Annotated in this window: 11 protein-coding genes; 6 read left to right on the forward strand and 5 right to left on the reverse strand. The window is 61.6% G+C overall.

Annotation, left to right across the window (positions count from 1 at the left end; genetic code table 11):
• Nucleotides 1-4 precede the first annotated feature (4 nt).
• Nucleotides 5-601, forward strand: a complete 597-nt coding sequence (locus I6G83_RS04690; protein ID WP_054305548.1) for an HvfX family Cu-binding RiPP maturation protein — start codon at nucleotides 5-7, stop codon at nucleotides 599-601.
• A gap of 120 nt (nucleotides 602-721) precedes the next feature.
• Here I6G83_RS04690 and ssb1 read toward each other — a convergent pair whose 3' ends face one another.
• Nucleotides 722-1,258 carry a single-stranded DNA-binding protein SSB1 gene (gene ssb1, locus I6G83_RS04695; RefSeq protein WP_054305547.1) on the reverse strand — a complete coding sequence of 179 codons (537 nt, stop codon included), beginning with the start codon at nucleotides 1,256-1,258 and terminating at the stop codon, nucleotides 722-724.
• A 268-nt stretch (nucleotides 1,259-1,526) separates the two neighbouring features.
• Here ssb1 and uvrA point away from each other — a divergent pair, with 268 nt between their 5' ends.
• Together uvrA and I6G83_RS04705 are read left to right on the forward strand one after the other, a co-directional pair.
• On the forward strand, nucleotides 1,527-4,355 hold the full coding sequence (gene uvrA, locus I6G83_RS04700) for an excinuclease ABC subunit UvrA (RefSeq protein WP_015962067.1): 2,829 nt from the start codon (nucleotides 1,527-1,529) through the stop codon (nucleotides 4,353-4,355).
• Between the two features lie 219 nt (nucleotides 4,356-4,574).
• On the forward strand, nucleotides 4,575-5,627 hold the full coding sequence (locus I6G83_RS04705; protein ID WP_054305546.1) for an NAD(P)-dependent alcohol dehydrogenase: 1,053 nt from the start codon (nucleotides 4,575-4,577) through the stop codon (nucleotides 5,625-5,627).
• 22 nt (nucleotides 5,628-5,649) lie between these two features.
• On the opposite strand, the gene maa is transcribed toward I6G83_RS04705, so the two are convergent.
• The 4 genes from maa to I6G83_RS04725 all read right to left on the reverse strand — a co-directional run bounded on the left by maa (nucleotide 5,650) and on the right by I6G83_RS04725 (nucleotide 8,953).
• A complete protein-coding gene (gene maa, locus I6G83_RS04710) occupies nucleotides 5,650-6,207 on the reverse strand; it encodes a maltose O-acetyltransferase (protein ID WP_054305545.1) in 558 nt (185 codons plus the stop codon).
• A 146-nt stretch (nucleotides 6,208-6,353) separates the two neighbouring features.
• Nucleotides 6,354-6,707, reverse strand: a complete 354-nt coding sequence (locus I6G83_RS04715; RefSeq protein WP_015962070.1) for an MmcQ/YjbR family DNA-binding protein — start codon at nucleotides 6,705-6,707, stop codon at nucleotides 6,354-6,356.
• Nucleotides 6,708-6,859: 152 nt separating this feature from the next.
• Complete coding sequence (locus I6G83_RS04720) at nucleotides 6,860-7,879, reverse strand: LacI family DNA-binding transcriptional regulator (RefSeq protein WP_015962071.1); 1,020 nt, start codon at nucleotides 7,877-7,879, stop codon at nucleotides 6,860-6,862.
• Between the two features lie 21 nt (nucleotides 7,880-7,900).
• The gene (locus I6G83_RS04725) at nucleotides 7,901-8,953 is read right to left on the reverse strand and encodes a Gfo/Idh/MocA family protein (protein WP_054305544.1); all 1,053 of its coding nucleotides are present in this window, start codon (nucleotides 8,951-8,953) and stop codon (nucleotides 7,901-7,903) included.
• 287 nt (nucleotides 8,954-9,240) lie between these two features.
• On the opposite strand from I6G83_RS04725, the gene I6G83_RS04730 reads away from it, so the two are divergent.
• The 3 genes from I6G83_RS04730 to I6G83_RS04740 are packed head-to-tail and all read left to right on the forward strand — an operon-like array spanning nucleotide 9,241 to nucleotide 13,094.
• Complete coding sequence (locus I6G83_RS04730; protein WP_054305543.1) at nucleotides 9,241-9,957, forward strand: gluconate 2-dehydrogenase subunit 3 family protein; 717 nt, start codon at nucleotides 9,241-9,243, stop codon at nucleotides 9,955-9,957.
• 40 nt (nucleotides 9,958-9,997) lie between these two features.
• Nucleotides 9,998-11,770, forward strand: a complete 1,773-nt coding sequence (locus I6G83_RS04735) for a GMC family oxidoreductase (RefSeq protein WP_062779226.1) — start codon at nucleotides 9,998-10,000, stop codon at nucleotides 11,768-11,770.
• A gap of 1 nt (nucleotide 11,771) precedes the next feature.
• Nucleotides 11,772-13,094, forward strand: coding sequence for a c-type cytochrome (locus I6G83_RS04740; RefSeq protein ID WP_054305361.1), 1,323 nt, complete (start codon nucleotides 11,772-11,774; stop codon nucleotides 13,092-13,094).
• Nucleotides 13,095-13,152: the final 58 nt, after the last annotated feature.

Below are 13,152 nucleotides of genomic sequence, written 5' to 3' on the forward strand. Positions count from 1 at the left end.
TGCTATGCTGACTAAAATAATTTCCTGGTACCAATGGGGGGTATCCAAAGTTAAAAAGGCTGACTTTGTACCGCTGCTGCTGATCCGACTCTATTTGCTGCCGGTTATTTTCGAAGGGGCGCATTCAAAAGTATTGGGTTTCAGTAATACCGTGGCCTGGTTTGCCACGCCGACCGCCGAAGGGGGGCTGGGCATGCCCTTCCCCTGGCTGTTGGCCTTTCTGGCGACCTCAACCGAAGTCGTTGGGCTGGTCTGCATTGCGCTTGGTTTATTCACCCGCATCATAGCGATTCCAATGATGGTCGTGATGAGCGTAGCCAGCCTGATGGTGCACTGGTCTCACGGTTGGCTGGCAATTGCCAGTAACGATATGGAGTCGGCCCAGCGTATGACCGCATTTCTCCAATGGCTGATGCAGAACTTCCCCGGCCGTTACAATTACATTACCCAACTGGGCGATCCTGTCATCCTGAATAACGGCATTGAGTTTTCCGCCACCTATTTCATTATGCTGCTGGTTCTGCTGGTATGGGGTGGGGGTCGTTATATTAGCGCCGACTACTGGCTGAAAAAGATCACCCCAGCCTGGCGCGAACGATAATAGCGAGGGACTGCGCCTGACGGAGTGCCCTGGCGCCGGGCTTTACTCCCGCCGTCCGGCAACAAAAAGGCCCTGTGTATACAGGGCCTGATAGGCGAAATCTCTACGTTAGGATAACCGTTAGAACGGGATATCGTCGTCAAAGTCCATTGGCGGTTCGTTGCTGCTGGCCGCCGGCGCGCTGCTTGGCGCTGGACGCGACTGCTGCTGCTGGCCGCCGCTGAACTGGTTGCCGCCCTGCGGCTGCTGAGGCTGGCCCCAACCGCCCTGGCCGCCCTGACCACCGCCTGCCGGTGCGCCGCCGCCCTGACGGCCGCCCAGCATCTGCATGGAACCGCCGACGTTAACCACCACTTCGGTGGTGTAACGGTCCTGGCCGCTCTGATCGGTCCATTTGCGGGTCTGCAGAGAACCTTCGATATACACCTGCGAGCCTTTGCGCAGATATTCGCCGGCCACTTCCGCCAGCTTGCCGAACAGCACGACGCGGTGCCACTCGGTCTTTTCTTTCTGCTCGCCGGTTGCCTTGTCGCGCCAGCTTTCGGAGGTAGCCAGGGTCATGTTGGCGACCGCGCCACCATTCGGCATGTAACGGACTTCCGGGTCTTGGCCCAGGTTCCCGACCAGAATTACTTTGTTTACGCCTCTGCTGGCCATGAGCTATCTCCTGATGAATGATTTTTACACAGTATAAACGAGTCAGTTTACCACGCGAAAGCCGAAACCACACCCGCCTTGATAACTGCGCATTGTATTCCAAAATTGTCATCGCGATCGACAACGTTTCATACGAACACTGGATATCCATTCAGGCTTTTTTATGTCATAATGATACGTTTCGTACTGGCTGTGGCGTTTTTTTGCGCACCTGGTCACAAAACCAACCGTAAAGCCGCACGGCGTATCACCAAGACGGGAAGTGTAAATGGACAATATCGAAGTTCGTGGTGCTCGAACCCATAATCTCAAAAACATCAACCTGATTATCCCGCGCGACAAACTGATTGTGGTCACCGGGCTGTCCGGTTCCGGCAAGTCCTCGCTGGCCTTTGATACGCTGTATGCCGAAGGGCAGCGCCGCTACGTCGAGTCGCTCTCCGCCTACGCCCGCCAGTTCCTGTCGCTGATGGAAAAACCGGACGTCGACCATATTGAAGGGTTGTCGCCGGCGATCTCCATCGAACAGAAGTCGACCTCGCACAACCCGCGCTCCACCGTCGGCACCATCACCGAAATCCATGACTATCTGCGCCTGCTGTTCGCCCGCGTCGGCGAGCCGCGCTGCCCGGATCACCACGTGCCGCTGGCGGCGCAGACCGTCAGCCAGATGGTCGACAACGTGCTCACCCAGCCGGAAGGCAAGCGCCTGATGCTGCTGGCGCCGATCGTTAAGGATCGCAAAGGCGAACACACCAAAACGCTGGAAAACCTGGCGACGCAGGGCTATATCCGCGCGCGCATCGACGGCGAAGTGTGCGATCTGTCCGATCCGCCGAAGCTGGAGCTGCAGAAGAAACACACCATTGAGGTGGTGGTCGACCGCTTTAAAGTGCGTGAAGACCTGGCGCAGCGGCTGGCGGAGTCGTTTGAAACCGCGCTGGAACTGTCCGGCGGCACCGCGGTGGTGGCCGATATGGACGATGACAAGGCGGAAGAACTGCTGTTCTCCGCCAACTTCGCCTGTCCAATCTGCGGTTACAGCATGCGCGAGCTGGAGCCGCGCCTGTTCTCGTTCAACAACCCGGCCGGCGCCTGCCCGACCTGCGACGGCCTGGGAGTGCAGCAGTTCTTCGATCCGGATCGCGTGGTGCAGAACCCGGAGCTGTCGCTGGCCGGCGGCGCCATCCGCGGCTGGGACCGCCGCAACTTCTACTACTTCCAGATGCTGCGCTCGCTGGCGGAGCACTATCAGTTCGACGTTGAAGCGCCGTTCAACAGCCTGAGCGCCAACGTGCAAAAGGCGGTGCTGAGCGGTTCCGGCAAGGAGTCGATCGAGTTTAAATACATCAACGATCGCGGCGACACCACCGTGCGCCGTCATCCGTTTGAAGGCGTGCTGCACAATATGGAGCGCCGCTATAAAGAGACCGAATCCAGCGCGGTGCGCGAGGATCTGGCCAAATTTATCAGCAACCGCCCGTGCGCCTCCTGCCACGGCACCCGCCTGCGCGAGGAAGCGCGCAACGTGTTTGTCGAAGACACCACGCTGCCGGAGATTTCAGATCTCAGCATCGGCCACGCGATGACCTTCTTCCAGAACATCAAGCTGAGCGGCCAGCGCGCCAAGATTGCGGAGAAAGTGCTGAAAGAGATTGGCGATCGCCTGAAGTTTCTGGTTAACGTCGGCCTCAACTACCTGTCGCTGTCGCGTTCGGCGGAAACCCTGTCCGGCGGCGAGGCCCAGCGCATCCGCCTGGCCAGCCAGATCGGCGCCGGCCTGGTGGGCGTGATGTACGTACTGGACGAGCCGTCCATCGGCCTGCACCAGCGCGACAACGAGCGCCTGCTGGAAACGCTGATCCACCTGCGCAACCTCGGCAACACGGTGATCGTGGTAGAGCATGACGAAGACGCCATCCGCGCCGCCGACCACGTGATCGATATCGGCCCCGGCGCCGGCGTGCACGGCGGGCAGATCGTCGCCGAAGGCAGCGTGGAAGACATTATGGCCAAGCCGGACTCGCTGACCGGCCAGTTCCTCAGCGGCAAGCGCGAGATCGCCATTCCGCAGGAGCGCGTGGCGGCAGACCCGAACAAGGTGCTGAAGCTGAGCGGCGCGCGCGGCAACAACCTGAAGGACGTCACGCTGACGCTGCCGGTGGGGCTGTTCACCTGCATCACCGGGGTGTCCGGCTCCGGCAAATCGACGCTGATCAACGATACGCTGTTCCCGATCGCCCAGCGCCAGCTGAACGGCGCCACCATCGCCGAACCGGCGCCGTTCCGCGAGGTCACCGGCCTTGAGCACTTCGACAAGGTGATCGATATCGATCAAAGCCCGATCGGTCGTACGCCGCGCTCCAACCCGGCCACCTACACCGGCATTTTCACCCCGGTGCGCGAGCTGTTCGCCGGCGTGCCGGAATCACGCAGCCGCGGCTACAACCCGGGGCGCTTCAGCTTTAACGTGAAGGGCGGCCGCTGCGAAGCCTGTCAGGGCGACGGCGTGATCAAGGTGGAGATGCACTTCCTGCCGGATATTTACGTGCCCTGCGACCAGTGCAAAGGCAAGCGCTACAACCGTGAAACGCTGGAGATCAAATACAAGGGCAAAAGCATTCACGAAGTGCTGGAGATGACCATCGAAGAAGCGCGCGAGTTCTTCGACGCGGTGCCGGCGCTGGCGCGCAAGCTGCAGACCCTGATGGATGTAGGCCTGTCCTATATCCGTCTCGGCCAGTCGGCGACCACGCTGTCCGGCGGCGAGGCGCAGCGCGTCAAGCTGGCGCGCGAGCTGTCGAAACGCGGCACCGGCCAGACGCTGTATATCCTCGATGAGCCGACCACCGGCCTGCACTTTGCCGATATCCAGCAGCTGCTGGCGGTACTGCACCAGCTGCGCGACCAGGGCAACACCATCGTGGTGATTGAGCACAACCTCGACGTGATCAAAACCGCGGACTGGATTGTCGATCTGGGGCCGGAAGGCGGCAGCGGCGGCGGCGAGATCCTGGTGTCCGGCACGCCGGAAACCGTGGCGAACTGCCAGGAATCGCACACCGCGCGCTTCCTCAAACCGCTGCTGAAGCGCTAACGCCTGCGCGTACGGCGGACGCTCTCACCGATCGTCCGCCGTACGAACATTGAACAGAAACAGGCAAGATTTCAACACGTTCAGGCATTTCCCTCCCCCGGCCCAGCACTTATTATCAATCTTCCCTCTGCGGCCGCCTGCATGACTCAGGCCGCGCCTCACCGGCCTTCTGCTGCCGGCACAAATACCTTTTGTCACTGATTGATAACCGGAGTAACCATGAATATTACGCATGCCTATGCCGCGCATGACGCGCAGTCTGCGCTCGTGCCTTTCGATTACTCACCGCGCGCGCTGCGCGAACACGACGTACAAATCAAGGTGCTGTTTTGCGGCGTCTGCCACTCCGACCTGCACCAGGCGCGCAACGAATGGAATAACACCCTGTACCCGGTGGTGCCGGGCCATGAGGTGGTCGGCCGCGTCAGCGCCGTCGGCAGCGGCGTCACCGCTCATCAGGTCGGCGATTTGGTCGGCGTCGGCTGTATGGTCGATTCCTGCCGCAGCTGTCCGAGCTGCGAAGAAGGGCTGGAGCAGTATTGTGAAAACGGCTTTACCGGCACCTATAACGGCCAGGATCGCCAGACCGGCGCCGTCACCTACGGCGGCTACTCCACCGATATGGTGGTGGATCAGGACTTTGTGCTGCGGGTGCCGGCCAACCTCGATCCGGCCGGCGTCGCGCCGCTGCTGTGCGCCGGCATCACCACCTATTCACCGCTGCGCCAGTGGGGCGTCGGGCCGGGTAAAAAGGTCGGCATCGTCGGTCTCGGCGGGCTGGGACATATGGGAGTGAAACTGGCGCGGGCCATGGGCGCACACGTGGTGCTGTTCACCACTTCACCGTCGAAAATCGACGACGCCAAGCGGCTGGGCGCCCATGAAGTGGTGATCTCCCGCAACCCCGAGGAGATGGCGCAGCATGCCAACAGCTTCGACTTTATCCTCAATACCGTAGCGGCCAAGCACGATCTGAATCCGTTCCTCGACCTGCTGCGCCGCGACGGCACGCTGACGCTGGTCGGCGCGCCGGAGCACGACCATCCGTCACCGCAGGTGTTTAACCTGATTCTGAAGCGCCGCCGCATCGCCGGCTCGCTGATCGGCGGTATTGCGGAAACCCAGGAGATGCTGGATTTCTGCGGTCAGCACGGCATTACCTCAGATATCGAGCTGATCCCAATGCAGCAGATCAACGACGCCTATGAACGCATGCTGAAAAGCGATGTGAAATACCGCTTCGTGGTGGATATCGACTCGCTGCGCGCCTAAGCGCAGCACAGGCGCCCGGCGTTTACAGCTGTTTCAGCAGCCGCGCCGGGTTGCCGCCCACCACGCAGTTGGCCGGCACGTCCTTGGTCACCACCGCGCCGGAGGCGATCACCGCATTATCACCGATGGTCACGCCGGGATTGATCACCGCCCGCCCGCCGATCCACACGTTATTGCCGATGGTCACCGGCTTGCCGAACTCCGCGCCGCCGACGCGGGTCACCGCGTCCAGCGGATGCGTCGCGGTATAGATATGCACCCCCGGCGCCAGCATGCAGTTATCGCCGATATGCACCTCGCAGACGTCCAGCACCACACAGTCGAAGTTGGCGTAAAAATTTTTGCCCAGATAGATGTTGTAGCCATAGTCGCAGCGGAAGCTGGGTTCGATGGTGCCGCCCTGATACCGTCCCAGTAACTGCGTCAGCCACTGCCTGCGCTGCTCCCTCGCCTGCGGCGCGGAATGGTTGTACTGGTGCAGCAGCTGACGCGCCCGCAGGCGTTCACTGCGCAGCAGCTCATCGCCGGCGTCATACAGCTCACCGGCGATCATCTTGCGTTTTTCTTCACTTGTCGCCATCAGACGCTCCCTTTGCGATTCACGCTACCATCACCAGCCTAGACGCTGACGCCGACGAAGAAAAAGGGAACGTTCCCAAACTGTGTTAACGATCACAACCTCGTCGAAAGGCCGCGGAGAAGAGAGACAAAGGCAAACGGCAGCAATCAGGCCTGCAGCCCCTGACGCACCTGCTCCGGCAGCCCCGACAGCACCAGCTGGTACGAACCGTCAATCAGGGTATAAAACTGCGAATCCGGCAGACCGCCGTCCAGATACACCGCATTCCAGTGCGCCTTGTTCAGATGTTCGCAGGGGACGATCTCCGGGTGCAGCTCGCGCAGATTCTCCGCCTGCTCCGGGCTGGATTTCACCGCCAGCGCCGGGCGGCCCTCAATCTCCCACACCATGGCGAACATCACCTCGCCAACCTTGACCTGGCTGGCCTGCCACTGGTTCTGGTCGCTCTGCTGCGCGCCAGGCTTCGCCATGCAATATTGCAATAATGCTGAAGAATTCATGGAGTTATTCCTTCGATAGATGCCCATCGTCCGGCATGCCGCGCCGCGCGTCCGTGGTAAAGCAATGCGGCCGCCGTCAAAAACTGGCTATATTTTGAGCATAGAAGGAATTTGGCGAGATACCACGCTTTTCACGCCGACGGGCGGGCGCCCTATTCGCAATTTTCCGCGGTGAAGATTTTAAAATCGACCTTGCCGCTCTGGTACATGTCCACGGCGGCGTCGCCGCCCAGCCGGCCCAGCATCAGGTCGATCGCCAGCTGCGCATGCTGGCGGGCATCCTGGTCGATCACATAAGAGAGGCTGTCGTTATCCAGCAGCCGGCGCGTCAGGCTGTACAGCTCATGGGTGATATAGACGCACTCCCCCAGCAGCCGGTGCCTGGCCAGCTCGGCGCTGATTTCGGTGTTGCCGGAGCCGGTGTTATACAACCCGACAATCCGGCCGTTTTTGCTCAGCGTCTCCGCCAGCAGACGTCGGATGGTATGGCGCTCATCGCGGCCCACCAGCACCTCTTTCAGATCGATCTGCGGGAAGCGCTGGCGCAGCACCGCCCGGAAGCCCTCAATACGCTCGCGGTGCGCGCTGTAGTCGCTGCGGCCGCTGACCATAATCACCTCTCCCGGCGCCTTCAGGGTGCGTCCCATCAGCAAGCCGGCGGTGCGGCCCGCCTGCAGCTGATTAACGCCGACGTGGCACAGGCGCTCGGCGTGCGGCAGATCGGTCACGATGGTAATCACCGGGACATTACGCGCCCGGCAGTCTGCCAACGCCGCATAGACCGCAGGGTGGTCGTGCGCAAACACGATAATGCCGTCCCGCTGGCGGCTGCACGCTCTGATATGCTCGGCCAGTTTGACCGGATGGGATTCAGAGATAAACGTCCGGTGCAGCGTCACCCGGCGGTAACCGAGCGCGCCGGCCAGCTCGCTGAAGCTGTTATCAAGCTTTTTGAAAAAAAACGAGCCGTTGGCGCTCAGGATCACCTCGATGCGCCAGGGATGCTGGTACGCCTCGGGCAATACCCGGTTAAAGCCGTGCTCGCGCGCCGCCAGCAGCACCTTGCGCGCCGTCTCCGGCGCAACGCCGCCGCGTTCATTCAGCACCCGATCCACCGTCGCCACGCCGACGCCGGCCAGCTGCGCCAGCCTGCCGATGGTTAACTTCTTCATCTCTGCTCCCGGCGCGGCGGGTTAGGCCAGCCGTACCGCCGCGCGCTCTTCGTTAAATACAATACCCAGCTGGCGACGCACTTCATCCATCGTACTCAGCGTCATCAGCGAGGTGGCCAGCGGACGCACCGGCGACTCCGTCAGCCCCTGACCAATGCACCACGCCGCGTGTTCGATTTCATAGCTCAGCTGCACATAGCGTCCGCCGCGATCCTGCCAGTGCAGCCGCCGGTTGCCCTGGCTGGACTGCAGCGTAAAGTCGCCGGGGGCGTAAAACTGCCCGTCCAGATACAGCGTGGCGTCGCGCCCGGCGACCGTCGCCGCGCCGGAGGTATTGCTGAACAGCGTGGTGTTCAGCACCGCCTGCATGCCGTTGCCATGGTTAAACAGCATTGACGCCTGGCCGTTTACCCCACCCGGCGCAGACTGGCCGTACGCCACAATCGTCGCCGGCACCGCGCCGGCGACGCCGATGCTGAATGATATCAGGTAACTGCCGAGATCCAGCATCGGACCACCGGCCAGGTCGGCATTAAAAATGCGGTGTTCCGGGGTGAAAAACTCGCCGTGATCGGCAATCAGGGTGTGCAGTTCCCCCAGATCGCCGTTGGCCAGCAGCTGACGCAGCACATCATATTTTGGCGTAAAATCGCACCACATGCCCTCCAGGCAGAACAAGCCGCGCGCCCGCGCTTCCTCCTGCAGCGCCCGCCCCTCTTGGGCGTTAAGCGCCAGCGGCTTTTCAATCAGCACGTGTTTACCGGCCTGCAACACCTGCATGGCGTCGGGGAAGTGATGATTATGCGGCGTGGCGACATAGACCACATCCAGCTGGTTCAGCGCCAGCATCTCGCCGACGTTGCGGCAGACCTGCGGAATATCCCAGCGCGCGGCGAACGCCGCCGTTTTTTCGGCGTTGCGTCCCACAACGGCAACCAGCTGCTGCCGGGTCTGGCCGCGCAGCGCTGCGGCAAAATGATCGGCGATCCAGCCGGGACCGATAATCCCCCAGCGTAAGACGGGGATGCTCTCAGGCGCCAGCCGCGTCGGCTGAGGTAAGGCAGTGGGAAACATAGGCTCTCCTCGTGTGTTTGATGGCCAGAGCGGCGTGCCGTCGGGGCCAGGTGAATTCACTATAGGAAGCCCAATGCGGGAAGGAAACCGGGCCGATGATGGAAAACCATCAACGAAAACCTTCCCTGCCAACGCGGAAAAAATTATTCTCGGCGCGTTGTTAACACTTTATTAATTTCTTTGTTGGCATGTAAAAAAACACCGCTGGGCGCGTCTGTCGCAGTGCGCGGACGTGAAAGTAAAAAATAAAAAAAGAGTTTTTTGAGCAATTAATCGGCAGGGAATTTATGAAACGCAGAGACTTTCTCACCTCAGTGGTCGCATTGGGGGTGGCTTCGTCGTTGCCTACGGCACAGGCTGAGGTTATCAACGGCGGGCAACCCTGGGAGCCCGGCGACATCAACACACCGCCAGCGCCGCCGCGCAAAGGCGGCCTGCAGTACTTCACGCAGCACGAATTCGATACGGTCGCCATCATCGCCGAGCGCTTTATTCCGGCCGATGAACTGAGCCTGGGCGGCCAAGAGGCCGGCTGCGCCACCTTTATCGACCGTCAGCTGGCGGGCGACTACGGCAACGCCGTGGCCCTGTACCGGCTGGGACGCTTTGTCAAAGGCACCCCGCAGCAGGGGCCGCAGTCGCCGCTGACGCCGGCGCAGCGCTACCGTCAGGGGCTGGCGGCGCTGGATCGCGCCACGCGGTCACAGTTCGGCAAAGACTTTATCGCCCTCAACCCACAGCAGCAGGAACACATCCTGCACGCCATGGAGGCCGACCGCTACGATCTCGGCCCGCAGGTGGAAACCAAGGCGCTGTTTGAGCTGCTGCTGCAAAACGTGCGCGAAGGCTTCCTGGCCGATCCGATTTACGGCGGCAATAAAGACATGACCAGCTGGAAAATGATTGGTTTCCCGGGCGCACGCTATGACTTCCGCGATCTGCTCGCTAAGAAAGGGCAAAAGCTGAACATCATCCCCACCAGTTTAATCGATAACACGCTTTGATCCTGCGCCGCCGTCGCGCTGAGCACTTGTGAGTTCAATTATGAAAAATGTACGTCCAAAAGCCGATGTGGTTATCGTCGGTCTGGGATGGTGCGGCTCTTTAATCGCCGAAGAGCTGACCCGCGCCGGGTTAAACGTCGTCGCCATCGAACGCGGCCCCTGGTTTGAGACCGCCACCGATTTTCCGCCCTCCATCGACACCGATGAGCTGCGCTGGGATACCCGTCGCAGCATGCTGCTGCCGCCGGCGGTGGAAACCACCACCTTCCGCAACAACCGCAGCGAAACCGCGCTGCCGACCCGCGACTGGAACCTGAACGAGCTGGGATATAACGTGGGCGGTTCGGGCACCCACTGGGCGGGCATGGCCTGGCGTTTCACACCGTTCGATCTGCAGCCGTACAGCCAGACCGTCGAGCGCTACGGTAAACAGCAGATTGCCGACGGCCTGATTCTGCAGGACTGGGGCGTCACCTATGACGAGCTGGAGCCGTTTTACGACCGCTTCGAGAAGATCGCCGGCGTCTCCGGCAAGGCCGGTAAGCTGAACGGCAAAATCATCCCGGACGGCAACCCGTTTGAAGGCAACCGCAGCAGCGAATACCCGCTGCCGCCACTGGAGGGGCTGCGCCTGACCGATCTGTTCCGCGACGCGGCCAAGTCGCTGGGCCTGAACCCGTTTATGGTGCCGGCGGGCCAGACCTCCCGCGCCTATGTCAACCCGCTCGGGGTGCGCATGGGCCCCTGCACCTACTGCGGCTACTGCCTGTATTACGGCTGCGGCAATTTCTCCAAATCCAGCCCCAACGCCTGCGTGGTGCCGGCCCTGATGCAGCGCGAGAATTTTACCGTCCTCACCGATTCGGCGGTGGTGCGGGTCAACAAGGCCGAGGATGGCAAAACCGCCACCGGCGTCACCTATCTCGATCGCAATAAAAAAGAGTGGGAGCAGCCGGCCGATATCGTGGTGCTGTCCGCGTTCCAAATGCAGAACGTGCGCCTGCTGCTGCTGTCGAAAATCGGTCAGCCTTACGATCCCGTCAGCAAAACCGGCGTGGTCGGCCGCGCCTACAGCTTCCAGACGGTAGCCGGCGCCAACCTGTTCTTCGAAGACGAAAACCTCAACCCGTTTATCGGCGCCGGCGCGCTGTCGCAGCAGGTGGATGACTATAACGGCGACAACTTCGACCACAGCGAGCTGGGCTTTATCGGCGGCGCCGGCCTGCTGGTGGTGGCCCGCGGCGCGCGCCCGATCGGCAATGCCGACGCGCTGCCGCCCGGCACGCCGCGCTGGGGCAAGGCGTGGAAAAAGGCCTATACCCACGCCTTCCAGAACGGCACCTTTATCTTCGGCCAGGGCACCAGCTACTCGCACGAAGATTACTACCTCGATCTGGATCCGGAGTACAAGGACGATAACGGCAATCCGCTGCTGCGCGTCACCTTCGATTACAACGAAAACGACCGCCGCGCCGCCCGCTTTATCGAAGAGAAAAGCGTGGAGCTGGGCAAGGCGATGGGCGCCAAAATCGTTATCGGCACCAACTCCGCCTCCGGCCGCTACTCGCCGTACAACCTCGCCAGCGATCACACCATCGGCGGCGCGGTAATGGGCATGGATCCAAAAACCAGCGTGCTGAACCGCTATCAGCAGTGCTGGGACATGCATAACCTGTTCGTACTGGGAGCCTCCTCCTTCCCCAATAACGCCGGCTACAACCCGACGGGCACCATCGGCGCGCTGAGCCTGTGGACGGCGAAGGCCATCATCGAGCAGTACGTCAAAAACCCCGGTCCGCTGGTAAAGGTGTGAGATGAAAAAAATCAAAATTGCGGGCGGGATCGCCGTGATCGCCGCCGCCGTGGTGGTTGGGCTGCTGTGGAAAAACGGCGACGCCAGCGCCGATAACGTGGCGGACGACCAGACGCTGACCAGCCAGCCGCCGTCCGCGGCGGACGCGCAGGCGGTGATCCGCGGCAAATACGTGGCGATCGCCGGCGACTGCGTGGCCTGCCATACCGCGCCAGGCAGCAAGCAGCCGTTCTCCGGCGGTTACCCAATCAGCACGCCGTTCGGCAGCATTTACGCCAGCAACATCACCCCGGACGTCGAAGACGGCATCGGCGGCTGGAGCGAGCGCGACTTCTTCCGCGCGGTGCGTCACGGCAAGGGCAAACAGGGGGAGAACCTCTACCCGGCAATGCCGTACAACGCCTATATCAAGGTCAGCGACGCCGATATGCATGACCTGTGGATGTATATGCGCTCAGTTAAACCGGTGAAAAATAAGGTGCCGGAAACCCAACTGCCGTTCCCGTACAACATTCGCCTGGCGATGATGGGCTGGAACCTGCTGTTCTTCGACAACAGCGGCTTTACGCCGGAGGCTGGCCGCTCGGCGCAGTGGAACCGCGGCGCCTATCTGGTGCAGGGGCTGGAGCACTGCGCGGCCTGCCATACGCCGAAGAACCCAATCGGCGGCGATACCTCCGCCTATCTGCAGGGCGGCAATCTGGGCGAATGGTACGCGCCTGAAATCACCGGCAATCGCTACACCGGCATCGGCGACTGGACGGAAGATCAGCTGGTGGACTATCTCAAACTGGGCAGCAACCACGTCGCCGTCGCCTCCGGGCCGATGGCGGAGGCGGTCAGCAACTCCACCCAGCACCTGACGGAGCAGGATCTGCGCGCCATCGCGGTGTATCTGAAATCCCTGCCGGGATCGGATCGGCAGAAACCGGCGCCGCTGGCCGCAGACGATGCGCAGATGAAGATGGGCGCCAACGTCTATTCCGCCAACTGCACCGCCTGCCATAACAGCGATGGCAAGGGGATCCCGAACCTGGCGACCAGCCTGGCCGGCAACCCGGCGATCGTGGCGCCGGACGCCTCATCGCTGGTAACCACCGTTCTGCAGGGCGGCCGGGGCGCGGTGACCGTGGGCAACCCCACCAGCGGCGCGATGCCAAGCTTTGCCTGGAAGCTGTCGGACGAACAGGTGGCGGCGGTGACGACCTACATCCGCAATAGCTGGGGCAATGCGGCGCCGGCTATCGAAGCACATGATGTGGCGGAGAAACGCAGCCTGCTGCAGCTGCCGCCGCAGATGGCGCAAGACAGCGCCGACAAATAGCGGCGCAGCGGACGGGACGGGGGACGATAGCAATATCGTCCCCCGCTTTATTTTGTGG

It is taken from the genome of Serratia rubidaea, from assembly GCF_016026735.1.
Taxonomy (GTDB): Bacteria; Pseudomonadota; Gammaproteobacteria; order Enterobacterales; family Enterobacteriaceae; genus Serratia_B; species Serratia_B rubidaea.